The organism is Tessaracoccus lacteus (genome assembly GCF_029917005.1).
In the GTDB taxonomy this organism is placed as follows: domain Bacteria; phylum Actinomycetota; class Actinomycetes; order Propionibacteriales; family Propionibacteriaceae; genus Arachnia; species Arachnia lactea.
Genome location: NZ_CP123967.1, coordinates 516120 through 538724 on the forward strand (window position 1 = coordinate 516120; position 22605 = coordinate 538724).

The 22605-nt window shown below is 71.3% G+C and carries 23 protein-coding genes; 14 read left to right on the forward strand and 9 right to left on the reverse strand.

Annotated elements, in window-relative coordinates; translation table 11 throughout:
- Window positions 1–2 precede the first annotated feature (2 nt).
- Together QH948_RS02245 and QH948_RS02250 are read right to left on the reverse strand one after the other, a co-directional pair.
- On the reverse strand, window positions 3–905 hold the full coding sequence (locus QH948_RS02245) for a metallophosphoesterase (RefSeq protein ID WP_281145335.1): 903 nt from the start codon (window positions 903–905) through the stop codon (window positions 3–5).
- Window positions 905–3298: a transglycosylase domain-containing protein gene (locus QH948_RS02250; protein WP_281145336.1), complete on the reverse strand. Its 2394-nt coding sequence runs from the start codon at window positions 3296–3298 to the stop codon at window positions 905–907. Before QH948_RS02250 ends, QH948_RS02245 begins: the two co-directional genes overlap by 1 nt.
- A gap of 226 nt (window positions 3299–3524) precedes the next feature.
- On the opposite strand from QH948_RS02250, the gene QH948_RS02255 reads away from it, so the two are divergent.
- Complete coding sequence (locus QH948_RS02255) at window positions 3525–3785, forward strand: WhiB family transcriptional regulator (RefSeq protein WP_281145337.1); 261 nt, start codon at window positions 3525–3527, stop codon at window positions 3783–3785.
- Window positions 3786–3943: 158 nt separating this feature from the next.
- Here the strand turns inward: QH948_RS02255 and QH948_RS02260 are convergent, their stop codons facing one another.
- The 7 genes from QH948_RS02260 to QH948_RS02290 all read right to left on the reverse strand — a co-directional run bounded on the left by QH948_RS02260 (window position 3944) and on the right by QH948_RS02290 (window position 7842).
- A complete protein-coding gene (locus QH948_RS02260; protein ID WP_281145338.1) occupies window positions 3944–4597 on the reverse strand; it encodes an NUDIX hydrolase in 654 nt (217 codons plus the stop codon).
- On the reverse strand, window positions 4594–5190 hold the full coding sequence (locus tag QH948_RS02265) for a TlpA family protein disulfide reductase (protein WP_281145339.1): 597 nt from the start codon (window positions 5188–5190) through the stop codon (window positions 4594–4596). Before QH948_RS02265 ends, QH948_RS02260 begins: the two co-directional genes overlap by 4 nt.
- 22 nt (window positions 5191–5212) lie before the next feature.
- A complete protein-coding gene (gene nth / locus QH948_RS02270; RefSeq protein ID WP_438874110.1) occupies window positions 5213–5890 on the reverse strand; it encodes an endonuclease III in 678 nt (225 codons plus the stop codon).
- Window positions 5890–6345 (reverse strand): RidA family protein, encoded by a 456-nt coding sequence (locus QH948_RS02275; protein WP_281145340.1) that lies wholly within the window; start codon window positions 6343–6345, stop codon window positions 5890–5892. Before QH948_RS02275 ends, nth begins: the two co-directional genes overlap by 1 nt.
- A complete protein-coding gene (gene sp36, locus QH948_RS02280; RefSeq protein ID WP_219081347.1) occupies window positions 6345–6500 on the reverse strand; it encodes a Sp36 family protein in 156 nt (51 codons plus the stop codon). The genes QH948_RS02275 and sp36 overlap by 1 nt, the downstream gene beginning before the upstream one ends.
- A 49-nt stretch (window positions 6501–6549) precedes the next feature.
- On the reverse strand, window positions 6550–7029 hold the full coding sequence (locus QH948_RS02285) for a phage holin family protein (RefSeq protein ID WP_281145341.1): 480 nt from the start codon (window positions 7027–7029) through the stop codon (window positions 6550–6552).
- Window positions 7030–7098: 69 nt separating this feature from the next.
- Window positions 7099–7842 carry a class I SAM-dependent methyltransferase gene (locus tag QH948_RS02290; protein WP_281145342.1) on the reverse strand — a complete coding sequence of 248 codons (744 nt, stop codon included), beginning with the start codon at window positions 7840–7842 and terminating at the stop codon, window positions 7099–7101.
- A gap of 157 nt (window positions 7843–7999) precedes the next feature.
- Here QH948_RS02290 and ssd point away from each other — a divergent pair, with 157 nt between their 5' ends.
- The 13 genes from ssd to tmk all read left to right on the forward strand — a co-directional run bounded on the left by ssd (window position 8000) and on the right by tmk (window position 22406).
- Entirely contained in the window at window positions 8000–8989 is a 990-nt protein-coding gene (ssd, locus tag QH948_RS02295; RefSeq protein ID WP_281145343.1) for a septum site-determining protein Ssd, read from the forward strand.
- Window positions 8982–10121 (forward strand): TadA family conjugal transfer-associated ATPase, encoded by a 1140-nt coding sequence (locus QH948_RS02300; RefSeq protein ID WP_281145344.1) that lies wholly within the window; start codon window positions 8982–8984, stop codon window positions 10119–10121. The genes ssd and QH948_RS02300 overlap by 8 nt, the downstream gene beginning before the upstream one ends.
- The gene (locus QH948_RS02305; protein ID WP_281145345.1) at window positions 10118–10912 is read left to right on the forward strand and encodes a type II secretion system F family protein; all 795 of its coding nucleotides are present in this window, start codon (window positions 10118–10120) and stop codon (window positions 10910–10912) included. Before QH948_RS02300 ends, QH948_RS02305 begins: the two co-directional genes overlap by 4 nt.
- Window positions 10913–11046: 134 nt before the next feature.
- Window positions 11047–11529 carry a type II secretion system F family protein gene (locus QH948_RS02310; RefSeq protein ID WP_281145346.1) on the forward strand — a complete coding sequence of 161 codons (483 nt, stop codon included), beginning with the start codon at window positions 11047–11049 and terminating at the stop codon, window positions 11527–11529.
- Window positions 11530–11646: 117 nt separating this feature from the next.
- Window positions 11647–13908, forward strand: coding sequence for a DEAD/DEAH box helicase (locus QH948_RS02315; RefSeq protein ID WP_281145347.1), 2262 nt, complete (start codon window positions 11647–11649; stop codon window positions 13906–13908).
- A 105-nt stretch (window positions 13909–14013) separates the two neighbouring features.
- Window positions 14014–14229 (forward strand): DUF4244 domain-containing protein, encoded by a 216-nt coding sequence (locus QH948_RS02320; protein WP_281145348.1) that lies wholly within the window; start codon window positions 14014–14016, stop codon window positions 14227–14229.
- Window positions 14229–14576: a TadE family type IV pilus minor pilin gene (locus QH948_RS02325; RefSeq protein ID WP_281145349.1), complete on the forward strand. Its 348-nt coding sequence runs from the start codon at window positions 14229–14231 to the stop codon at window positions 14574–14576. The genes QH948_RS02320 and QH948_RS02325 overlap by 1 nt, the downstream gene beginning before the upstream one ends.
- Before the next feature lie 155 nt (window positions 14577–14731).
- Window positions 14732–15061: a hypothetical protein gene (locus QH948_RS02330; protein ID WP_281145350.1), complete on the forward strand. Its 330-nt coding sequence runs from the start codon at window positions 14732–14734 to the stop codon at window positions 15059–15061.
- Window positions 15062–15082: 21 nt separating this feature from the next.
- The gene (gene mgrA, locus QH948_RS02335) at window positions 15083–16135 is read left to right on the forward strand and encodes an L-glyceraldehyde 3-phosphate reductase (RefSeq protein WP_281145351.1); all 1053 of its coding nucleotides are present in this window, start codon (window positions 15083–15085) and stop codon (window positions 16133–16135) included.
- Between the two features lie 35 nt (window positions 16136–16170).
- On the forward strand, window positions 16171–17658 hold the full coding sequence (locus QH948_RS02340) for a DUF7059 domain-containing protein (RefSeq protein ID WP_281145352.1): 1488 nt from the start codon (window positions 16171–16173) through the stop codon (window positions 17656–17658).
- A gap of 76 nt (window positions 17659–17734) precedes the next feature.
- Window positions 17735–20413, forward strand: a complete 2679-nt coding sequence (gene topA, locus QH948_RS02345; RefSeq protein WP_438874111.1) for a type I DNA topoisomerase — start codon at window positions 17735–17737, stop codon at window positions 20411–20413.
- Between the two features lie 8 nt (window positions 20414–20421).
- Window positions 20422–21798 carry a hypothetical protein gene (locus tag QH948_RS02350; RefSeq protein ID WP_281145353.1) on the forward strand — a complete coding sequence of 459 codons (1377 nt, stop codon included), beginning with the start codon at window positions 20422–20424 and terminating at the stop codon, window positions 21796–21798.
- Window positions 21795–22406: a dTMP kinase gene (tmk, locus tag QH948_RS02355; RefSeq protein WP_281145354.1), complete on the forward strand. Its 612-nt coding sequence runs from the start codon at window positions 21795–21797 to the stop codon at window positions 22404–22406. The genes QH948_RS02350 and tmk overlap by 4 nt, the downstream gene beginning before the upstream one ends.
- The last annotated feature ends 199 nt before the right edge of the window (window positions 22407–22605 follow it).

Below are 22605 nucleotides of genomic sequence, written 5' to 3' on the forward strand. Positions count from 1 at the left end.
CGTCACGCGCGGGGCCGCAGGGTCAGCATCGTGACCTCGGGTCGGCACGCGAAGCGGTACGGGGCGTACTTCGACGTGCCGAGGCCCGCAGATACGTGCAGCGCGGACTTGTGCGGCCCGACGGTGTGCTGGGACAGGCCCTTCACCCGGGCGGGCTCGATGTCGCAGTTGGTCGCGAGCGCGCCGTAGCCGGGCACACACACTTGGCCGCCGTGCGTGTGGCCGGCCAGAATCAGGTCGGGGTCGTCGGCGGTGAGCTGGTCGAGCACCCTCAGGTACGGCGCGTGGGTGACGCCGAGCTTGAGGTCGGCCGCAGGGTCGAAGGGCCCGGCCACCTGTTCGTACTCGTCGCGGTTCAGGTGCGCGTCGTCGGTGCCTCGCAGGTCGAGGTGCAGGCCGCCGACGTCGAGTTGCGCCCGGCGGTTGTCCAGGTCGACCCAGCCGAAGCTCTCCAGTCCGGACTTGAGTTCGCGCCAGGGGAGTTCGACCCGGGGATGCCGGACAGTGCGCGGCCGACGGGAGACGTACTTGAGCGGGTTCCGGAAGCTCGGCGGGTAGTAGTCGTTGGACCCGAACACGAAGGCGCCGGGCGCGAACGACAGCGGGGCGAGTGCCTCAAGCAACGGCTCGACGGCCGCGGCCTCGGTGAGGTTGTCGCCAGTGTTGACGACGAGGTCCGGCTCGAGCGAGGCAAGCGATGACAGGAAGGCCAGCTTCCGGCGCTGCGTGTGGAGCAGGTGCACGTCGGAGATGTGCAGCAGCTTCAGCTCACGCGCGCCCGGGCGCAGCACCCGGACCTCTGCCCGGCGCAGGGTGTACAGCCCGGCCTCGAACAGTCCCCACGAGAAACAGGCGGCCCCGGCGGCGGCCGTGACGGCCGCCGTCTTCAGGATCGGACGCCCCATCAGTCGCCGTCGTCCTTGTCGTCCTTCTTGGAGTCCTCCTTCTTGGAGTCGTCCTTCTTGTCCTTGTCGGAGGACTTGTCCTCCTCCTCGGGCTCGGCCGCGACCGGCTTCGGCCCGACGGAGACCTTCAGGCTGATCGTCGAGAACTTCGTGGCTGTGCCCGAGGGGGAGATGCCCAGGAACGTGCCCACGGAGTAGTTGGAGTAGATGCCCCAGCGCTGGGTGCTGAACCCGGCCGCCTCGAGCGTCTCCTTCGCCTCGTTGTAGGACATGCCCGACACGTCGGGGACCTTGACCTTGACGCCCTCGAGGATCTCGTCGGACGGCTGGGTGAAGCTGGTCTTCGGGAGGTCTCGGAGAGCGGACTTCATGGCCGCCTTCCAGATCAGGCCGGCGTCGCCGCCACCCGTACCGGCGAGGTAGCCGCCCTTGACCCGCAGGCCCGTCAGGGACTGGCTCCGGCCCTCCCAGTAGTCGTTGGTCTTGTCGACGGCGATCATCGCCACGCCGGCAAGCTCGGGGGTGTAGCCCGCGTACCAGACGGCGGTCGCGTTGTTGGTCGTACCGGTCTTGCCGGCCTCGTCGCGACCGTCGTTGATGGCCGCGGGTCGGCCGGTGCCCTGCTCGGCGACCGACTGGAGGATGTAGTTGACGCCGTCGGCCACGTCCTTCTTGATGACCTGCTTGCAGTTCGCGTCGGGCACCTCGAGGTTGGCCCCCTCGACCGTCTCGACGCTCTCGAGGATGATCGGGTTGCAGTGCTTGCCGCGGTTGGCGAACGTCGCGTAGGCCTCCGCCATGGAGATCGGCGTCACGTCCGCGGTGCCGAGCACGAAGGACGGGTAGTTCTGCATGGTTTTGAGGCTGTCGCCGCTGGCCAGCTCGACGCCGGCCTTCTGCGCCATCTCGATCGACGAGCAGATGCCCGTGTCGCGGATCAGCTGCATGAAGTACGTGTTGACCGAGTTCTGGGCGGCCTTGAGCATGTTGATGGTGCCGTAGCCACGCAGGTACTGGTTGCCCAGGTTGTAGTCCTGGTTGAACGTGAAGGACCCGTCGCAGTTCTTGAAGGTCTGCCCCCGGAACTGCATCTGGCCCGGCGCGTTGTACGTCTTCTGCGGAGTCATGCCCTGGTCGAGGGCCGAGGCGATCGTGAACGTCTTGAACGTCGAACCGGCCTGATAGCCCTCCGCGCCACCCAGCGCCTTCGACGCGCTGTAGTTCCAGTACGTCTCGCCCTTGCCAGTGCCCATGTCCGGTCTGGACTGGGCCATGGCGACGATCAGCCCGGTCTTCGGCTGGATCAGCACGCTGGTGGCGATCGCCGCGTCGGTCGGGGCGACCTGCAGCGCGACGGCGGCCTCCGCGGAGTCCTGCGCGACGGGATCGATGAGGGTCTGGATGGTCAGGCCGCCGCGGTTCAGGCGGTTGGCGCGCTCCTCGCTGGTGTCACCCATGCTGGGCATGTCGTCCGAGAGGAGGGTGCGGCGCACATAGTCGCACAGGAACGGGTAGTCCGAGGCGATGCAGCCGTTGGGCGTCGGGGTGACCTGCTTGGGCTTGAAGGTCTCCTTCTTGGCCTCGGCGGCGGTGTCCTCGGAGATCATGCCCCACTTGACCATCTGGTTCAGCACCACGTCGCGGCGGTCTAGCGCGCGCTGCGTGTGGTTGACCGGGTTCAGGTTCACGGGGTTCTGCACGATGCCTGCCAGCAGCGCGGACTGCCCCAGGGTCAGCTCCTTCGCCGACGTGCCGAAGTAGTGCTGCGCGGCGGCCTCGACGCCGTAGGCACCGTCGCCGTAGTACGCGATGTTGAGGTAGCGCTCGAGGATCTCGTCCTTCGTCAGCCGCTCCTCGAGGGCCATGGCGTAGCGGGCCTCGATGATCTTGCGCTCCAGCGTCACCTCGGTGGCGGCGCGGACAGCCTCGGCGTCGCCCGAGACGGAGGCCGTCTCGACGCGCACGAGCTTGACGTACTGCTGCGTCAGCGTGGAGGCGCCCTGGGTGTCGCCCGACAGCGTCTTCAGCAGTGCGCGGCCGAAGCCCTGAAAGTCGATGGCGCCGTGCTCGTAGAAGCGGTGGTCTTCGATCGCGATCTGCGCATCCTGCATGTTGGTCGAGATATCCTCGAGCGGCACATAGACGCGGTTCTCGTCATAGAACGTGGCCAGCTCGGACCCGTCGGCCATCAGCACGACGGAACGCTGGGACTGCGTGGGCGTCTCCAGGTCAGCGGGGATGTCGTCGAGAGAGTCGGCGGCGAGCTTGGCTCCCCCGCCGGCCAGCGCGGTCAGTGGCACGGCAAGTCCGGAGAGGAGCAGGCCGGCCAGCACACTCACCGCCAGGAACATCAGCAGGGAGTACGCCTTCTGGCTCAGGGAGGCTGACTTCATGATCGACATGATACGTGACGGTTCTGTGGTGCCCGCCCCCGCGGCGCGTCCGCCCCCGGCGAGGGCATTCCTGCGAGTGGGAACATATCGTACAGCAGCCCACTTTGTCTGGGTGTGAAAATGCGCTAACGTCGGTGTCAACCGGATGGGTTGATCTGCGCAAGGGAGGGCAGAAATGTTTCTGGCTGAAGTGAGCGAGTGGACACTGCGGGCGAAATGCCGCGACATGGCCGATGCACTCTTCCCCGAGGGGAAGGACCAGAAGAGGGCCAGGACGGTGTGCGCCGGGTGCCCGGTGCGGTCCGAGTGCCTCGCGGAGGCCCTGGACAATCGCATCGAGTGGGGCGTCTGGGGTGGCATGACTGAACGTGAGCGCCGCGCGTTGCTCCGTTCGCGACCCGACATCGACTCGTGGCACGAGGTGCTCCTGACGAACCCTCGGCAGCCCGGCGGGCGCGTGGTGGTCCTCCCGAGTCGGGTGCATTGACGATCAACCAATATCCGAAGGGGTGGGCGCCGACTGGCCCCGCCCCTTCGGCTTTAGTGGAGAATTGCGCATGCGGGGCCCGATTAACTACGCGACATAGCGCGAATACCGTCGCTCGGGAAATGTAACGAACAAACGGGATATCCGGGGCATCAGGATCAGTCCCGGAGGAACTGCACGGGGATGTCGACGACGCGGTCGATGTCCCAGTGTCGCGCCCATCCTGCCAGATCGAGCACCCAGTCCACGAGATGGGCGGTCAGGCCCCAGATGAAGACTTCGCCCATCGCGAACGCCGGGCCCGTGAATCCGACGGGGTGGCGGGCGGTGACGCGGTTGGCCGGGTCGGTCAGCTCGGAGATGGTGAACCGCTCGACGGAGCCGGTCTCGGCTGGGTCCATCGGCGCCAGCGTCGCGTCTCCTGGCCAGGTGGCGACAACCGTCGTCACGTCGAACCTGGAGGCGGGGACCCAGAGGGGAGGGAGCTGCCCGAGCAGGCTGACTGAGCGGCGGTTGAGACCGATCTCCTCGTCGGCCTCCCGCAACGCGGTGTCGGTGGCGTCGATGTCGCCCGGGTCCACCGCCCCGCCGGGGAGCGCGACCTGGCCCGCATGGTTGCGCAGGGTCTCGGCCCGGGTGACGAAGGTCAGGGCGGGGTCGGTGTCCCGGGTGAAGAGCATCAGCACCGCAGCGGCCCGCTCGCCGCGGGGCGTCCGGTCGAACCCCAGCGTCCTGGGCCGCGGATCCGCTGCGAGCGCAGTCCTGAGCCTGTCGAAGGGGGCTCCCCTGAGCTTGTCGAAGGGCGCCGTCATGACACCTCCAGGTACTTCTCGGCCAGGTCGAGCAGCTGCTCGGTCGACTCCAGCTGACCCGCGTGAACGCCGGCGATGCGGCCGTCCGCGCCGACGAAGAACGTCGTCGGAATCCCGGCGATCGACAGCTCGGCCCGCAGGGACCGGTCGGGGTCCATTACGTGCGGCCAGGCGAAGCCGGCCAGCGAGGCGAACTCGATCGCCCAGTCGGGCTGTGGATCGTCATAGTCGACGCCCAGGAACGAGACGCCCTCGAGCTGCGCAGCCGCCTCCCGGAGGAACGGGGACTCGACGCGGCAGGGGCCGCACCACTGGGCCCAGAAGTTGATGATGGTAGGCGTCCGCGGCAGGCCTGCCAGGTTCACCGTCGTCGACCCGTCCAGGCAGCTCAGAGCGGTCGCGGGGAGGCCTCCGTCCACGGCCACGGCGTCAGGGTCGGTCTCTGGGCAGGCCTGCAGCCCGTACTGCTCGGCCAACGTGGCGAGGTCCGCCGGTGCGGTGGAGGGTGTCTGCCCAGGCGAGGCGGTGGAGGCCGTGCTGCAGCCGGTCGCCAGCGCGACCGTGAGCAGGGCGGGGAGCAGTAGTTGCCTCATCAACCTCGTACTGTACCTGCGCCTACCGACGGGGCTCCCGGATCAGCTTCGCGGCCTTCGTCGGATCCTGCTCGCCGATGTCGCGCGACGGACACAGGTCCGCGACGGGGCACGCGCCGCACGCGGGCCGCCGCGCGTGGCAGCACCGTCGGCCGTGCCAGATGACGCGGTGGCACACCATGACCCAGTCCGACGGCGGGAACAGCCGCCCGACGGCCCGCTCGACGTCGTCCGGCTTCGTGCTGGCGACCCAGCCGAAGCGGTTCGCCAGCCGGATGAGGTGGGTGTCGGGCGTGACGCCGGGGACGTCGAAGGCGTTGCCGAGCACCACGTTGGCGGTCTTCCTGCCGACTCCGGGCAGCGTGACGAGCTCCTTCAGCGTGCCGGGGACGACGCCGTCGAAGTCGTCGACGATGCGCCGCGACAGAGAGACGATGGAGGCGGTCTTCGTGCGGTAGAAGCCCACGGGAGTGATGACTGACTCCACGTCGAGGGTTTCGGCCTCGGCCAGGGCGGCCGCCGTCGGCCAGCGCCCGAACAGGACCTCCGTGACGGCGTTGACCCGCCGGTCCGTCGACTGCGCAGAAAGCACGGTCGCGACGAGCAGCTCGAACGGGTTCCGGAAGTCCAGTTCGCACCTGGCGTCGGGATAGGCCCGCGCCAGCGCCTCGTTGATCTCGGCGGGCGGTGCCGTGGGCATCAGGCCTCGACGACCAGCTCGACCTCGACCGGCGAGTCCAGCGGCAGCACGGCCACCCCGACGGCGCTGCGGACATGCACCCCGGCCTCGCCGAAGATCTCCCCGAGCACGGTCGACGCTCCGCCGGCGACGGCCGGCTGTGCGGTGAATGATGCCTCGCTCGCGACGTAGACGACAACCTTGACGATGCGGGTGATCGCGTCGATCCCTCCTGCCACCGCGGCGGCGGCGGCCAGCGCGTTGAGCGCGGCTGTGCGGGCGGCTTCGGTCGCCGCCTCCTGCGTCACCTCCGCCCCGACCTTGCCGGTCAGGGGCAGCCTCCCGTCGATGAAGGGGAGCTGACCTGACGTCCACACCTGGCTGCCCACCCGGGCGGCCGGGACGTAGGCGCCGACGGGCACGGCGACGTCCGGCAGCTGGATGCCGAGCTCCGCCAGGCGCTCAGCGGCGCTCATCACTGCACCGGGCGCTTGAAGTAGCCGACGAGGGTGTCGGGGTTGGGGCCGGGTGCGAGCTGGATGAGCTCCCAGCCTTCGGAGCCGAAGTTGTTCAGGATCTGCGCCGCGACGTGGCTGAGGATCGGAGCCACGAAGTATTCCCACTTGGTCATGGGCCCAGACTAGGAGCCCACGCAACCCCCCGGCCAGCCGTGGTGTCGGTCAGGGGCGGCCGAAGGCCCGCTCGAGGTCATCGTCAGACGGGGCCGGCTTGATCACGGCACCCGGTGACGGCCGCGAGGCGATGGCGTCGACGACCGCGTCGAGGGTCGCCTTCGCCTCGGCCAGCGTCGCCTCGGGCTTCTTCACCTGGGCGAACTTCCCGCGGCCCAGCGTGAACAGGACACCCGCCACGAGCAGCGAGAACAGCACGCTGGCCAGGAAGCCGAGGGTGAACGATGCCCACGGGCCGAGCGGGGTCACGGCGTGCAGCAGCAGGCCGATGGCCAGCGCGACGAGGATCACCAGCATCCAGATGGCGTGGAACGCGAACAGCGCCGCGCCCGCGAAGAACCCCGCTCCGACTCCGGCCGCCTTCGCCGTGGGCTTCAGCTCGGCCTTGGCGAGCTCGGCCTCGGTGCTGACGAACTCCGAGACGGCGTCCTTGATCTCGACGAGGGGATGGCGTGGCTCAATGGGCATGGATGCTCCTTCCGCAGATGCCAGCCTAGTAGCCGGGGAGGGCCTGCTGACAGGGGTTGGCAATAGTCGTCACAGAGGGATGTTCAGCGCGCTGTCCGGGATCACGACGGGACCGGTCAGCTCCTCGTGGCTGACCCAGGCCCGCCAGGCCAGCAGCTGGAAGGGCAGCCGCAGCGACTCGCCGGGGCGGACGGCCCCGTCGTACAGCTCGCCGACCTGGTCGAGCAGCTGCGCCAGCTGCGCGTCGTCGAGGCGTCTGGCGAGCGGCTGGGCCATCACGAGCTTCATCAGATCGTCGCGGGAGACGGGCTGCCACACGCGGAACGCGCGGTCCTCGACCTCGGGGAAGTACCGGGAGTCGCGCAGCCGCTCGAGGGAGGCGTGACCGTAGTCACCCTTCATGGCCATCGGGTCGTAGCGGCGCAGCAGCGCGGCCAGCCGCCTGACCCACGGGACGGAGTCGTCGCGCACGAGGTAGGACGCGCTGAGGCAGCCGCCGGGGCGCAGGACGCGGGCGATCTGGGGGAGGGCCTGGTCGAGGTTGTAGCGGTGCAGACCCTGGTGGACGAAGACCACCTCGAACTGGAACGGGTCGGTGGGGATGGCCTCGGGGCGTGCGAGGAGCGCCGTCACGTTCTCACGCGCATCGAGCCGTCCGGCGAGGCGCGGGTCATCGGTGAGCGCGAAGAGGGTGTGGTCCCGGTCGCTGAGCAGCCGCGCGAAGGCCGCATCGTGCGCGAGCACCAGGCCGCGGACCCCCGACCAGACGGCGAGCCAGTCGATGGCTTCGGTGGGGATGGCGGTGCGGGCCATGGGATCCTCTCGGCTGTGGGGCGGTTGCTCGATACAGGGTAGCCCCGCGCGGCCCGCCGGTCCCGGGGCGCGACGGCGAGTTGTCCACAAGTGCGGATCCGGCTGGAGCGCAGCAGCTTGTGCCGGCCATCACGGAGGTATGGAGACGGTAGGAGGGGTGCTGTTGTGCTCCCGGGACACCAGGGTCATCGAGGCGGTCGAGATCAGCGCCGCGGCGCTGGGGGTGGCGGTGCGCGTCGCCGCCCATCCGGACGAGATCGCCGATGCCTGGCAGGCGGCATCGCTGCGGTTGGTTGGCGTCGAGGTCGCCGCACGCTGGGAGTCGGTGTCGCCTGGCCGGGCAATCCTCGTCGGCCTCTCGGTCGACGAGCTGGCCCGCTGCTCGGCGGCCCTCGGTCTGCCTGTGATCCGGCTGCCCGACGCGACCGGAGCCCTCGCGGGGCAGCTCCGGCGGATCGCGCCGGGGGTGGCCGATCGCGGGCAGATCATCGCGGTCCTCGGGGCCTCTGGGGGAGTCGGGACGAGCACGCTGAGCGTGGCCCTGGCGTTGCACGCGGCGAGCCGCGGGCGACGCAGCGCGGTCGTGGACCTCGCGCAGGGTGGCGGCGGCATTGACCTGCTTCTCGGCGCCGAGACCGAGCCGGGGCTGCGCTGGGGAGACCTGGCCCGGGCCAGGGGCGAGGTCGGACAGCTGGCGGCCACCCTGCCGAGTGTGCGTGGGGCCGCCGTGGTCGCGCAGTCCCGCGATGCCCTGGCGCCCGATGACGCGGCCGTTCACACCGTGCTGGGAGCTCTGGCCGCCGAGCTCGACGTCATCTTCGTCGACGCGGGCCGGCAGCCTCCGCCGATCGCCCCTGACCGGCTGCTGCTCGTGGTCGCGGCCGACGTCCGTGGCGTCGCGTCCGCGCGGATGTTGGCCGACCAGCACGGCCTCAGCCCGACCGGCATGGTGCTGCGCGCCGCCCGGCACCGCGCCATTCCGGCCCAGGTGGTCTCGCGCTCCCTCGGGCTGGAGTGCCTGGGCGTCATCGAGGAGGACGCGGCCGTCCGGGAGGCCGCAGAACTGGGACTGGCTCCCATCGCTGGCAGAGCGCGCCGGTTCGCGCGCTCCGCCGCGTCGGTGCTCGGACGGATCGCCGATGCCTGACCTGCCGCTGGATCCGCTCCGGGCCAGACTGGCGATGCTGGGGAGGCCGCATACCCCCGGAGACGTCGCCGCAGCGCTGAGGGGACTCGGAGTGGTGGTCACGGATGCCGCCATCGCCCAGGCCATGCGCGAGCTGAGGCTCGCCAGCGTCGGTGCGGGCCGGCTCGAGCCCCTCCTCCAGGCGCAGGGTGTCTCCGACGTCCTGGTCAACGGACCGGATGCTGTGTTCGTCGACAGGGGCGGCGGCCTCGAGAGGGCGGACCTCCGGTTCGCCGACGATGAGGAGGTGCGCCAGCTCGCCACACGCCTCGCGGCCGCGGCCGGCCGCAGGCTCGACGATGCCGCGCCCTTCGTTGACGGGCGGCTGCCGAGCGGGGTCCGTCTGCACGCGGTACTCGCCCCGGTCGCCGCGCCGGGAACCTGTATCTCGCTGCGCATCCCGGCGGTTAGGAGCCAGCGCCTCCAGGACCTGGTGGACGCGGGTTCCCTGCCGCCTGCCGGAGCCGAACTGCTCGCGGCCGTGGTGTCTGCGAAGGTGCCGTTCCTCATCTCCGGTGGGACCGGCACGGGCAAGACGACGCTGCTCTCGGCTCTGCTGTCGCTTGTGCCCGGCCACGAGCGCATCGTGCTGGTGGAGGACGCCAGGGAGCTGGACCCGGACCACCCGCACTGCGTACGGCTCGAGGGACGGCCCGCCAATGGGGAGGGCACCGGTCAGATCGGGCTGACCACGCTGGTCAGGCAGGCCCTGCGGATGAGACCGGACCGGCTGGTGGTGGGGGAGGTCCGGGGCCCGGAGCTGCGGGACCTGCTCACGGCTCTCAACACCGGGCACGAGGGCGGCTGCGGAACCGTGCACGCGAACTCGGCCTCGGACGTGCCGGCCAGGTTGGAGGCCCTCGCGACGCTCGCGGGCCTGACCCGCGAGGCGTGCCACGCCCAGGTCGCCGCCGCCCTGCGGGTCGTCGTCCATCTGACACGCAGGGCCGACGGCCTGCGCAGGGTGCAGGGCATCGGCATCCTGGCCCGCGGGGAGGACGCCCTGGTGCAGGTGCGCCCGGCCGTCTCCTTCGGAAGCGGGGGCGTCGTGCGTGAGGATGCCGCCCGCGTGCTGGACGGCTGGCTGTCATGACCGCCACGCTGCTGGTCGGGCTCGCCGCGCTGCTGCTCATCGCGCCGCCGCCCGCTCGCGCACTGCTGCGGTTGCATCCGCCGCGCCAGACACTCGGGCGACGTGGGACGGCGCCCCTCATCGCTGCGGCCATCGCGACGACGGCCCTGGCCGCCGTCGTCGTCCCGCGGGCGGCCGTGTGGGTGCTGGTGGCGGCCGTGGCGGCCGGGACCGTGATCCTCCTTGCCACCCGACATCGGCGCAGGGCGGCCGCCGCCGTGGGGTCGGCCGAGACGGCCAGGGCCGCGCGCCTACTGGCCGCACTTCTGCGGGCCGGGCACATCCCGCAGGAGGCGCTCGCGATGGCGGCAACCGACAGCCCGATGCTCGCGCCCGCTGCCACGGCCGCCCGCCTCGGGGCCGACGTGCCCGAGGAGCTGCGACGGCTGACCGGCTCTCCCGGCGGCGGGGGCGGGGCGGCGCTCGCGAGCGCGTGGCGGGTCGCGGAACGCAGCGGGGCCCCGGTGGCCGCCGTGCTGGGGCGGACCTCCGAGTCGCTGAGGGCCGAGCGGGCGCTCGCAGGGGTGGTCGAGGCGGAGCTCGCCGCGGCCCGCGCCAGCGGCCGGATCATGGCCGCACTCCCGTTCGGCGCGGTGCTGCTGGGCACCGCGGCCGGGGCCGATCCCGTCGCGTTCCTCCTGGCGAGCCCCGCCGGCGGGGTCCTCGTGCTCGCAGGCACGGTGCTGACCGCGGTGGGAGTGCTGTGGATCGACCGGCTCGCCGAGAACCCGACGCGGCGGGCCGGACCATGACCGGCGTGGTGGCTGCCCTGCTGCTGGGCGTGGCCTGGCTGATCGCGTGCTCACCCGCGCCCGCCCGCCTCCGGCGGCTCCGACGGACCGGGCACGCCGGGCGGGCACGCTGCGTTCGTTCTCGAACCCGGCGGATGGGGGACGCACTGGGGCGCGCGAAAGGTTCAGCGGGCCGCGCGTCACGGGACCGGGGGATCCCCGAGGCCCTCGACCTGCTGGCCGCCTGCCTCGAGGCCGGCCTGCCGTTGTCGGCCGGCGTCGCCATCGTGGGGGAGGCGACGCCAGGGCCCACGGGTGAGGCCCTCGGCCGGGTGGCTGCGCGGTTCCGGCTCGGCCACCTCGGCGCTCAGGCGTGGGAGGCGGCCGATGGGCACCCGGGCTGGGCGGAAGTGGGCCGCGAGATGGCGAGGGCCGAGCGGTCCGGCATCTCACTGGCGCCCACCTTGCGGGACCTGGCGGAGGACGCGCGCAGGGAGGCGGCGGACCGGGCGTTGGCGGGGGCGCGCAGGGTCGGCGTGCGGTCCGTCGTGCCGCTGATGGTGTGTTTCCTGCCGGCCTTCGTGCTCGTCGGCGTGGTGCCGATCATCGCCGGCCTGCTCGCGGGGCTCGTCGGCTGACGGGGCACCGTCCACAGGAGAGCCGCACACGGGGACCAATCCGACGAGCACTGACCAGAGCCGCTGCCCCCAGGCCCTCGGACTCACGACGTCGGAGGGCCCTGGCACAGTGGTGGGGTGGAATTCGACTGGGTGCTGGCGCGCGACGAGGTGACGGCCGTGTCCGTGCGGGAGCCCCGCGACGGGCTGGGCGTCGCCTGGCCGGCCTGGCTGGCGGCCGACACCGTCGCCCGGATCGAGTCGGCCGGGGTGCCGGAGCCCTGGGCGCACCAGGCGGAGTTCGCCGACGCCCTCTTCCGCGGGAGCCATGCGATGATCTGCACCGCGACCGGCTCCGGCAAGACCCTCGGCTACCTGATGCCGGTGCTCGCGGCCTGCGTCGACGGCACCGTCGGGTTCGAGTCGCCGTCGTCGAGGCGACGTCTCACGCGCCCCAGACACACGGCCATCTACCTGGCGCCGACGAAGGCGCTGGCCCACGACCAGGCGCGCGCGGCCGCGGAGCTCGGCCCGAGGTCCTGGCGCATCTCCACGCTGGACGGCGACTCGGACGAGGCCGAGCGGCGATTCGCCCGCGACCATGCCAGCTACGTGCTGACCAACCCGGACATGCTGCACTTCTCCGTCCTGCCGAACCACCAGCGGTGGTCGAGGCTGCTCGGCTCGCTGCGCTACATCGTCATCGACGAGGCACACCGCTACCAGGGGGTCTTCGGCGCGCACGTCGCGCAGGTGATCCGACGGCTGCGCCGGCTCGCCGCGATGTACGGCGCGGAGCCGGTCGTGGCCCTGTCGTCCGCTACCGCGCCCAACGCCGCGGAGTTCGCCGCGTCGCTTGCCGGGGTGGACGAGGTGACGATCGTGGAGGAGGACACGTCTCCCGCGGGCCGCCGCACTGTCGCGCTCTGGCGGCCGGCGGACTCGCTGCGCGGCGACACGGCCTTCCTCCTGTCGTCGCTCTCCGACGAGCGGCGCCAGACGATCGCGTTCGTCCCGTCGCGCCAGGGCGCGGAGCTCGTCTCGCTGGCCGCGCAGGAGCTGGCCAAGGACCCCGCCCGCATCGCCTCGTATCGCGGCGGTTACCTCGCGACCGACCGGCGCGGCCTGGAGGCGGCCCTGCACAGCGGGGAGCTCAGGGGGATGGCGAGCACCAACGCGCTCGAGCTGGGCGTCGACATCGCCGGGATGGACGCCGTGCTCGTCTCGGGCTACCCGGGCAAGCTGGCCTCCTTCTGGCAGCAGGCCGGCCGCGCCGGTCGCCGCGGGCAGGACGCGCTGGTGGTGCTGCTGGGCCGCGAGGACCCGCTCGACGTCTATCTCCTCGAGCACCCCGAGCTGGTGTTTGACGCGCCAGTCGAGGCGGCCATCCTGCATCCCGAGAACCCGCGGGTCCTCGGCCCGCACCTCGCCGCCGCCGCGCAGGAGCACCCCCTCACGGTCGAGGATGCCCGCTGGTTCGGGCCCACGACCGGTGCACTGCTCGACACCCTCGCAGTCCAGGGGGTGTTGCGGAACCGTGTGGGGCGGTACTTCTGGACCCGTCCGGACCGTGCCGTCGACTACATCAACCTGCGCTCCATCGGCGAGCGGCCGCTCGACATCATCGAGCGCGACACCGGCCGCGTGGTGGGCATGGTCGACGTCGGTGCCGCTGACAGAACGGTGCATCCGGGTGCCGTCTACCTCCACCAGGGGGAGTCGTTCCTCGTCGAGAGCCTCGACGAGGAGGACCACCAGGCGATCGTCGTGGCGGGTCGTCCCCGCTACTACACCCAGCCGCAGGAGAGCTTCGACATCCAGATCCTCGGCACCACCGACTCGCGGCCGCTGGGGCGCACGACCATCCACCGCGGCGACGTCCGGCTCGACTCGCAGGTGCTTGCCTACCTGCGCCGCGACGAGGTCACGCACGAGGTCTGGGACACCACCGCGCTGGAGCTTCCGCGCCGGCAGATGATCACCCAGGCTGTGTGGTGGACCGTGCCGCCAGGGCTGCTGGGCAGGCTCGGCTGGGACGAGCTCCAGGTCGGCGCCGCCGCGCACGCCATGGAGCACACGGCCATCGGCCTCCTGCCCGCCTTCGCACCGTGCGACCGGTGGGACATCGGCGGGGTGAGCACCGCGCTGCACCCCGACACGGGGGTCGCGACGATCTTCGTGCATGACGGGATGACCGGCGGGTCCGGCTTCGCCTACCGCGGCTACGACGTCGCGGAACTGTGGCTGCGCGCCACCCTCGACCGCCTCACGAGATGCCCCTGCGCTGACGGCTGCCCAGCCTGCGTCGTGTCGCCGAAGTGCGGCAACCAGAATCAGGTGCTGAACAAGGCCGACGCCACCGAGCTCCTCGCGCTGTTGCTCGACCAGGCGCTGCCGTAGTCGGGTGCTATCCACACCCTCGAACGGGCGTGGAGACTCGGGCGCTGAATCGGTCATCACGTCCGTGACCGGCTGAAAGGCAGCCGCTCACGGAAGGAACCGGCCATGTCCCACCTCGTCGTCGCCAAGACGCCCACGAAGATCAGCCGTCGCGCCCGGTTGGCCGAGCGCGGCCTCACCACCGTCGAGTACGCCATCGGCCTGCTGGCCGCGGCCGCCGTGGCGCTCGTGCTCCTGCGGATCTTCAGCGACAACGCCTTCTTCAAGACCCTGTTCGACTGGGTGGTGGAGATCTTCACCCGGGTCGCCGAGGGCCTCTGATGTCACGGCCGGGCGGCCAGCGCGGTCTCGTCACGGTTGAGCTGGCCGTCGGGATCGTGACGGCCACCCTCCTGACGGCCTGCCTCGTGAGCCTGACGATGCTCGGCGTCGTCCAGGCCGCCTGCCAGGAGGCGGGATCGCAGGTCGCCCGGCAGACGGCCCGCGGGGACGGCGAGGCCGTCTCGGCGGCACTCGCCAGGGCGCCCGCGGGCGCGGAGGTCGCGGTCGACCGGCAGGCCGACGGCGTCCGGGTCACGGTCACGGCACCCGTGGTCGTCGTGGGGCTGGGAACGGTGTCGGTCACGTCAGAGGCGTGGGCGGCGTACGAACCGGGTGTCGGGCCGTGACGGGTCCGGCGAGCCGCCCTGCCCCACTCCGGTGCGGTCGCACCCTCCGGTCCGGCCGCACCCACCTGTCGGTCCGGCTGCGCCGGGCGGCCGGGGACCTCCTGTCGGCCTCCCTCCGCCGACGGGAGGGCTCAGAGCGTGGAGCCGCGGGGTCGATGCTGGTTGTCGGCCTCTGCGCGTGCGTGCTGGCCGTGACGTTGGCGGCCTGCGTGCTGATCGGCTGGTTCGCGGTGGCCCGCAAGGCACAGCAGACGGCCGAGCTCGCGGCGCTGGCCGGGGTGTCCGCGGCGGTCCGCGGCGCGGACGCCTGCACGGCGGCGGCGTCGGCGGCTGCCCGCAACGCGGCCACGATGACGGGCTGCGAGGTGAGGGGGACGGAGCCCTGGGTGGTGGTCGAGGTCGAGGTGTCGGCCAGGCTGGTGGGATCGATCCCCGGTGCCCCGGAACGGGTGACCCGGCGGGCGACCGCGGGCACGCTCGGCTGAGAGCGTCACTAGGCTGGGCGCATGACCTATGTCGCATCCGCTGACCGATACGAGTCCATGCCCTACCGCCGCCTCGGCACGTCTGGCCTGAAGCTGCCGGCCATCTCGCTGGGGCTGTGGCACAACTTCGGCGACGACAAGCCGCTCCAGACCCAGCGCGATGTGCTGCGCCGGGCCTTCGACCGCGGCGTGACGCACTTCGACCTCGCCAACAACTACGGCCCGCCCTACGGCTCGGCCGAGACCAACTTCGGCCGCATCTACTCGGAGGACTTCGCCGGCTACCGCCACGAGCTCGTCATCTCAAGCAAGGCGGGCTGGGACATGTGGCCCGGCCCGTACGGCTTCGGCGGCTCGCGCAAGTACCTGCTCAGCTCGCTCGATGACTCCCTCCAGCGGATGCGCCTCGACTACGTCGACATCTTCTACCACCACCGCCCCGACCCGGAGACCCCGCTCGAGGAGACCATGGCGGCCCTCGACCAGGCCGTTCGCTCCGGCAAGGCGCTCTACGCCGGTATCTCCTCCTACTCGGCGGGCCTGACGCTCAAGGCGCAGGAGATCGCCCGCTCGCTGGGCACGCCGCTCGTCATCCACCAGCCCTCCTACTCGATCCTCAACCGCTGGGTCGAGGAGGGCAGCCCGAGCCTCCTGGAGGCCGCCGCTCAGGCCGGCATGGGCGTCATCGGCTTCTCGCCGCTCGCCCAAGGCATGCTCACGTCGCGCTACTTGGACGGGATCCCCGCGGACTCGCGCGCGGCGCAGCACAAGTCGCTCGACACGGACCTCCTGAAGGAGGAGAACATCGCCCAGCTCCGCGAGCTGAACAAGATCGCCGGGGCCCGCGGCCAGTCCCTGGCACAGATGGCCATCGCATGGGCGCTGCGGGACCAGGGGGCCGCGTCGGTCACCTCCGTGGTGCTCGGGGCCTCCTCGGTGGCCCAGCTCGACGACAACCTCGATGCCCTCGGCAACCTGGAGTTCACGGCCGACGAGTTGAAGGCCATCGACACGCACAGCGGCGTCGAGGGCATCAACCTGTGGAAGGGTGCGACCGAGTCGGTCACGGCCTGAGCCCGCACGCGCGCAGGCGGGATAGGCTGACCCTCATGTCTGCTGACCATGGACCCGCGGTGGACTCCACCCGCCTGCGCGCCGATCTCACCGCCGCCGGGTACGTCGTGGACGAGGTCCTGGACCGCATCGGCACCAGTGGTCAGGACGGCCTCGGCCGCAATTGCACCGTGCCCGCCGACGTCGCGCTCGGCGACGCGACGGACCCGTTGGCCACCCTCATCCGGGTCTTCCTGCTCCAGCAGCCCGTCCCCGCCGCTGACCTCCGCGGCGCGCTCGACGTGGACGCCCTGCTCGCGGCCGGCTACCTTGCCGCGGAGGACGACCGGCTGCGGGCCACCGTCGACCTGCGCCCCTACGGGTCGCCCGACGACGGGGCCAGCGGCTGGGTCGTCGCCGACCTCACGCCCGGCCTCGACACCGTCGTCGAACCCACCCGGCCCGACTACGTGCTCGGCGTCTCGCCGGCCTCGACGTCGTTGGCCCAGCTGACCATGCGCACCCCGGTCACCTCGGCGCTCGATCTGGGCACCGGCTGCGGGGTCCAGTCGCTGCACCTCGCCCGGCACGCGCAGCGGGTCGTCGCGACCGACGTCAATCCGCGGGCCCTCGAGCTCGCGGCCCTCAGCTCGGCGCTCAGCGGCACCGGCGTCGAGCTGCGGTCCGGGTCGCTGTACGAGCCCGTGGCGGGTGAGCGCTTCGATCTCATCGTGTCCAACCCGCCCTTCGTGATGAGCCCGCCCGGCGACGATGAGGACAGACTCGCGTACCGGGAGACGAACTTCGTCGGCGACTCGCTCGTGGAGACCCTGGTCAGGGGTGCAGCCGATCATCTGTCCGAGGGCGGCTCCCTGCAGCTGCTGACCAACTGGGCGATCCTCGAGGGCGAGCCGTGGGAGGAGCGCCTCGCCGGCTGGGTCCCCGACGGCTGCGACGCCTGGGTCATCGAGCGGGAGAGGCTCGATGTGTTCGCCTACATCGAGATGTGGCTCACAGATGCCGGCCTCGGCGGCCGCCCCGGCTGGCGGGCCGCCTACGACGAGTGGCTCGCCTACTTCGACGGGCTCGGCATCACCTCGGTCGGCATGGGATGGATCCTCATCACCCGCGCGGGCCGCACCGTGCCGCACCGCCGGTTCGAGAGCTGGCCGCACGCCGTCGCCCAGCCGGTCGGCGGGGTGTTCGCCCGCCACGCCGCCGCGGTCGACGCGTCCCGGTTGCCGACCGCCGCGCTGCTGGCCGCCAGGCCGAGGCTGGTCGACGTCGAGCAGGAGACACTCGGCGACCCCGGCGCCGCCGATCCGCGGTACGTGGTCTTCCGGCAGCGGGCCGGCCTGCTCCGGGCGATCAAGGCCGACACTGCGCTGGCCGCGGTCCTCGGTGCGCTCGACGGCGACCTCACGCTCGGCCAGGTGCTCGCGGCGGTGGCGCAGGTGCTCGAGGTCGACGGGCCCGAGCTCGCCGCGCAGGTGCTGCCCGAGGTCCGCGAAGCGCTCCTCGACCAGCTGCTCGTCATCGACTGACCCGGTGGCCCCCGGGGGCGATTGACACGTCAGGCTATTGTGTCGTGAGTCTCTCACCCCGGAAGGGCACCAACTGATGGCTTCGAAGCGTCTCGTGATCGTGGAGTCGCCGACCAAGGCGACCAAGATCGCCGGCTACCTCGGTCGCGACTACATCGTCGAGTCCAGCCGTGGACACGTCCGTGACCTGCCGACATCGGCGTCCGAGGTGCCAGCCAAGTACAAGGGCGAGAAGTGGGCCCGCACCGGCGTCAACGTCTCCGACGACTTCCAGCCGATCTACGTGGTGTCCGCCGACAAGAAGTCCACCATCAAGGACCTCAAGGCCAAGCTCAAGGAGGTCGACGAGCTCCTGCTCGCCACCGATGGTGACCGCGAAGGCGAGGCCATCGCGTGGCACCTGATGGAGGAGCTCAAGCCCAAGGTCCCGGTCAAGCGGATGGTGTTCCACGAAATCACCAAGCCCGCGATCGAGGAGGCCGTCCGGAACCCCCGCGAGCTCGACGTCGACCTTGTCGACGCGCAGGAGACCCGCCGCATCCTCGACCGGCTCTACGGCTACGAGGTCTCCCCGGTGCTGTGGAAGAAGGTCATGCCCCGGCTGTCCGCCGGGCGCGTGCAGTCCGTGGCGACCCGGCTCGTCGTCGACAAGGAGCGCGAGCGCATCGCCTTCGTCCCCGCCTCCTACTGGGACCTGGACGTCATGCTCGACGCTGGCCCCGACTGCGACCCCCGCAACTTCCCCGCGCGCCTCGCCGAGGTGGAGGGCACCCGCGTCGCGCAGGGCCGTGACTTCGACGCCGCAGGTCAGCTGACCGGCAGCGACGCGCTCGTGCTCGACGAGGCCGCGGCCAAGGCGCTCGCCGAGGCGCTCCGCACCGCCACGCTGAGGGTCGGCTCGGTGGAGTCGAAGCCCTACACGCGTCGTCCCTACGAGCCGTTCCGCACGACCACGATGCAGCAGGAGGCCGGCCGCAAGCTCGGGTTCTCGTCGCAGCGCGCCATGTCAGTGGCTCAGGAGCTCTACGAAAAGGGCTTCATCACCTACATGCGAACCGACTCGGTGACGCTGTCCACGCAGGCGATCTCCGCGGCCCGCAAGCAGGTCGCCGAGCTCTTCGGCGAGCGCTTCCTCCCCGCGAAGCCGCGCGTCTACACGTCGAAGGTCAAGAACGCGCAGGAGGCCCACGAGGCCATCCGACCCGCAGGCGACACCTTCCAGCATCCCGACGCGACAGGCCTGGCCGGCGACGCATTCCGCCTCTACCAGCTGATCTGGCGACGCACGCTCGCCTCGCAGATGGCCGACGCCCGCGGCGAGTCAGTCTCTGTGGGCATCGAGGCGGCCTTCGTCGCGACCCCGCTGCCCGGCGGCGAGGCCTCGTCGGCGAAGCTCGTCGCCTCCGGCCGCACCATCACGTTCCCCGGATTCCTGAAGGCCTACGTCGCCGGCACCGACGATGACTCCGCCACCGACGACGCGCAGACGCGCCTCCCCATCCTGGACGAGGGCCAGGGGCTGGCCGCCGCCTCCGTCGAGCCGGCCGGTCACGAGACCCGGCCCCCGGCTCGCTACACCGAGCCGTCGCTCGTCGCGAAACTCGAGGAACTCGAGATCGGCCGCCCGTCGACCTACGCGTCGATCATCCGCACCATCACCGCCCGCGACTACGTGTTCAAGAAGGGCTCCGCCCTCGTGCCGACGTGGCTCGCGTTCGCGGTCACCCGGCTGCTCGAGGACCACTTCCCGGACCTGGTCGACTACGCCTTCACGGCCCAGCTCGAGGAGCAGCTCGACGAGATCGCGGCAGGCAAGGCCAAGCGGCTCAGCGTGCTGACCGACTTCTACTTCGGCGGCGGCGACGCCCACCTCGGGCTCGAGAAGCTCGTCACCGAACTGGGCGACATCGACGCCCGCGCGCTGTCCACCTTCCCGCTGGGGGACTCCGGGATCGACGTGCGCGTCGGCCGTTACGGCACCTACGTCGAGGCCTCCGACGGCCGCCGTGCCAACGTGCCGGAGGACCTCCCGCCCGACGCGCTCACCGTCGAGCTTGCCGAGGAGCTCCTCAGCAAGCCGCTCGACGAGGAGCACCAGCTCGGCGTCGACGAGGCGTCCGGGAACATGATCGTCGCGAAGAACGGACGCTTCGGCCCCTACGTCACCGAGGTCCTGCCCGACGACGCCCCGAAGTCGGCCAAGCCGCGCACGGCGTCGCTGTTCAAGTCCATGTCGCTCGACTCGGTCGACCTGCCGACCGCGCTGAAGCTCATGTCGCTCCCGCGCGTCGTCGGCGCCGATCCCGAGGGCAACGAGATCACCGCGCAGAACGGCCGCTACGGGCCGTACCTCAAGCGCGGCACGGACTCGCGCTCGCTGACGAGCGAGGACCAGATCTTCGACATCTCGCTGGACGAGGCACTGGCCATCTACGCGCAGCCCAAGACGCGCGGCAGGGCGGCGGCCGCCGCGCCGCTGAAGGAGTTCGGCCCCGACCCCGTCTCCGGGAAGCCGGTCGTGCTGAAGTCCGGCCGCTTCGGGCCCTACGTCACCGACGGGGAGACGAACGCGACGCTGCGCCGCGATGACGACCCCGCGACCGTCGCGCCCGAGCGGGCCTTCGAGCTGCTCGCCGAGAAGCGCGCCAAGGGGCCCGCACCCAAGCGCACCACCCGCAAGGCTCCCGCCAAGAAGGCGACGACGGCCAGGAAGCCGGCCGCCAAGAAGCCCACCGGCACCGCCGCGAAGAAGTAGCCGCCCGCATGGGCACCAAGGGCAGGAAGCTCGCGCCGATCAGGCTCGAGGTTCCCTACACCGCACCGCCTCCCGAGCTGACCAGCCTCGACGTCGGCATCGCGCGGTTGCTGAGGCGCCCCTCGGCCAGTTACGAGCTGGAGGTCACGGTCCTCGATGCACCCGACGGCAGGCTCCTGCGCGACGGCGTGATCGTGGCGCACCGCGTCGTCGGCGGCATCGGACAGTGGTTCCTGTCCGCCGCCGGCTGGCGCCCGCACCTGCCTGCCCGGCAGATCGAACCGCTCGGTGCCGACGGCGACCTGCCCCCGGTGTTCGCGCAGCTGCTGCGGCCGCTGATCCGCCACCAGATCATCGGCCCGCTCGCCGGTCTGCACTGCGTCCGCGACGAGTGGACGCTGCGCGGCGTCGACGGGAGCGGGATTGCGCACGTGCGGGACGAGAAGGTCAGGGTCCGCCGCGACTCCATGACGACCGCGAGGTACCGCGAGGTGACCATCACCCCCGCCAGAGCGTTGACGGGAGATCAGCGCCGGTTCCTGCTCGCCGCAGCCGACCGCATCAACGCCACCGAGGTCGACGCGTTCCCGTCGCTGCAGCGCCGCCTCGGCGCTCCCGCAACGGGGCTCACGAACTTCCCTCCCGTGCGCGACACGACCCGCGACGACACCCTCGAGGAGTTCGTCAGTGCCGTCTTCTGCCGGCACCTGCACGCGATCGTCACCGCCGACCTCGACCGGCGCGCCGCCGGCGGAGACGACCTCAGCCAGGTCAACGACCGGCTCTGGGCCTTCGGCCGCGACCTGCGTGGCCTCGCCTCCGTCCTCGACCCGAGTTGGCGCGAGTCCGTCGAGAAGCTGCTCGTCGGCCTGCCGTTCTCGACACAGACCGAGATAGATCCGCCGACGCTGGCCGTGCTCGACGCGCTGGTCGGGGCCGTGCCGGCACCGCGGCTCGGCGACCTGTCGCAGCGGCACGCCGCGCAGATGCTCTTCCAGCCGGCGGATCAAGGTGCGTCCATCCTCGGAGACCGGTGCCTCGCGCTCACGGTCGACGCTCCCGACGAGCAGTGGCAGGCGGCGCTGCGCGCCGCCGAACAGCTGGAGGTCGTGGCCGCGGTGGCGACGCCGCTGTTCGGCAAGGAACTCCGGAGGCTTCGGGAGCTCCTCGACGTCATCATCGACGAGCTGCGGGACTGCGCCCTCGGCCCCTTCCGCGGCGAACCCGAGCTCGACGGGCTGTCGGCCAGGCAGGCGTACCAGCTGGGGGTCGACACCGAACGCACCCGCAGCGCCGTCGCGCACCGCCGGCAGACATTCATCGACCAGTGGCCCTCCCGGGTCGAGGTGGCGCGCAAGCAGCTGCGGAAGGCGAGGAACCGGTGACCGGACTGTTCGTGGTGTTCGAGGGCGGAGACTCGGTCGGCAAGACCACCCAGGTGGCGCTCCTCGGCGCCTGGCTCGCCGACCGCGGAGTGCCACACGTGGTGACCCGTCAGCCCGGCGGCACCGAGGTGGGTGCCGAGCTGCGCCGTCTCGTGCTCGACCCGAGCTTCGGTGACGTGTCTCCGCGGGCGGAGGCCCTCATGTACGCCGCAGACAAGGCCCAACACGTCCATGAGCTCGTGTCGCCGGCGCTCGATTCGGGGCAGGTCGTGGTCTGCGACCGATACGTCGACTCGATGGTCGCCTATCAGGGGGCCGGCCGCGCTCTCGGCCAGGCCGAGGTCTCACGCATCGCGTGGTGGGCCGTCGGCGGCCTGCGTCCCGACCTGACCGTCCTGCTCGACGCGGATCCGGGCGATGCGGTGGCGAGGATCAAGGACAAGGACCGCCTTGAGAGCGCCGGCCTGGACGTGCACCGTCGGGCCCGGCAGTTCTTCCTCGATCTCGCGGCCGCCGAGCCTGACCGGTACCTCGTCCTGAACGCCCGCTGGACCCGCGAGGAGATCGCCGCCGCGATCCGGGACCGGCTGCTGCCGATGCTGCCCTGAACCGGCTCTGACCAGCCCCTTCCCCGCAGCGGGGGAGGGGCGTTTTCATTCCTGATTCCTCGCTGGGCGAAAACGAACCGGGACGCTTCCTCCTGCCGCGCCACACATGCTTGACTCCTCCGGAACCGCACGGCCGGAGAGGAGTTGAGCGACATGCCGATGTTCACCGCACGTCGTCCCATCGACTTCCGGCGCGTCG

Bases quoted from the DNA above. Each gene is read 5' to 3' on its own strand.
- QH948_RS02320 (WP_281145348.1), top strand. From the start codon at position 14,014: ATGTCCCACCTCGTCGTCGCCAAGACGCCCACGAAGATCAGCCGTCGC.
- QH948_RS02310 (WP_281145346.1), top strand. From the start codon at position 11,047: ATGGGGGACGCACTGGGGCGCGCGAAAGGTTCAGCGGGCCGCGCGTCA.
- QH948_RS02290 (WP_281145342.1), bottom strand. From the start codon at position 7,842: ATGGCCCGCACCGCCATCCCCACCGAAGCCATCGACTGGCTCGCCGTC.
- topA (WP_438874111.1), top strand. From the start codon at position 17,735: ATGGCTTCGAAGCGTCTCGTGATCGTGGAGTCGCCGACCAAGGCGACC.
- QH948_RS02305 (WP_281145345.1), top strand. From the start codon at position 10,118: ATGACCGCCACGCTGCTGGTCGGGCTCGCCGCGCTGCTGCTCATCGCG.
- sp36 (WP_219081347.1), bottom strand. From the start codon at position 6,500: ATGACCAAGTGGGAATACTTCGTGGCTCCGATCCTCAGCCACGTCGCG.
- QH948_RS02275 (WP_281145340.1), bottom strand. From the start codon at position 6,345: ATGAGCGCCGCTGAGCGCCTGGCGGAGCTCGGCATCCAGCTGCCGGAC.
- QH948_RS02325 (WP_281145349.1), top strand. From the start codon at position 14,229: ATGTCACGGCCGGGCGGCCAGCGCGGTCTCGTCACGGTTGAGCTGGCC.
- QH948_RS02285 (WP_281145341.1), bottom strand. From the start codon at position 7,029: ATGCCCATTGAGCCACGCCATCCCCTCGTCGAGATCAAGGACGCCGTC.
- QH948_RS02255 (WP_281145337.1), top strand. From the start codon at position 3,525: ATGGCCGATGCACTCTTCCCCGAGGGGAAGGACCAGAAGAGGGCCAGG.
- QH948_RS02340 (WP_281145352.1), top strand. From the start codon at position 16,171: ATGTCTGCTGACCATGGACCCGCGGTGGACTCCACCCGCCTGCGCGCC.
- QH948_RS02260 (WP_281145338.1), bottom strand. From the start codon at position 4,597: ATGACGGCGCCCTTCGACAAGCTCAGGGGAGCCCCCTTCGACAGGCTC.
- QH948_RS02245 (WP_281145335.1), bottom strand. From the start codon at position 905: ATGGGGCGTCCGATCCTGAAGACGGCGGCCGTCACGGCCGCCGCCGGG.
- nth (WP_438874110.1), bottom strand. From the start codon at position 5,890: ATGCCCACGGCACCGCCCGCCGAGATCAACGAGGCGCTGGCGCGGGCC.
- QH948_RS02330 (WP_281145350.1), top strand. From the start codon at position 14,732: ATGCTGGTTGTCGGCCTCTGCGCGTGCGTGCTGGCCGTGACGTTGGCG.
- QH948_RS02350 (WP_281145353.1), top strand. From the start codon at position 20,422: ATGGGCACCAAGGGCAGGAAGCTCGCGCCGATCAGGCTCGAGGTTCCC.
- QH948_RS02300 (WP_281145344.1), top strand. From the start codon at position 8,982: ATGCCTGACCTGCCGCTGGATCCGCTCCGGGCCAGACTGGCGATGCTG.
- QH948_RS02250 (WP_281145336.1), bottom strand. From the start codon at position 3,298: ATGAAGTCAGCCTCCCTGAGCCAGAAGGCGTACTCCCTGCTGATGTTC.
- mgrA (WP_281145351.1), top strand. From the start codon at position 15,083: ATGACCTATGTCGCATCCGCTGACCGATACGAGTCCATGCCCTACCGC.
- QH948_RS02265 (WP_281145339.1), bottom strand. From the start codon at position 5,190: ATGAGGCAACTACTGCTCCCCGCCCTGCTCACGGTCGCGCTGGCGACC.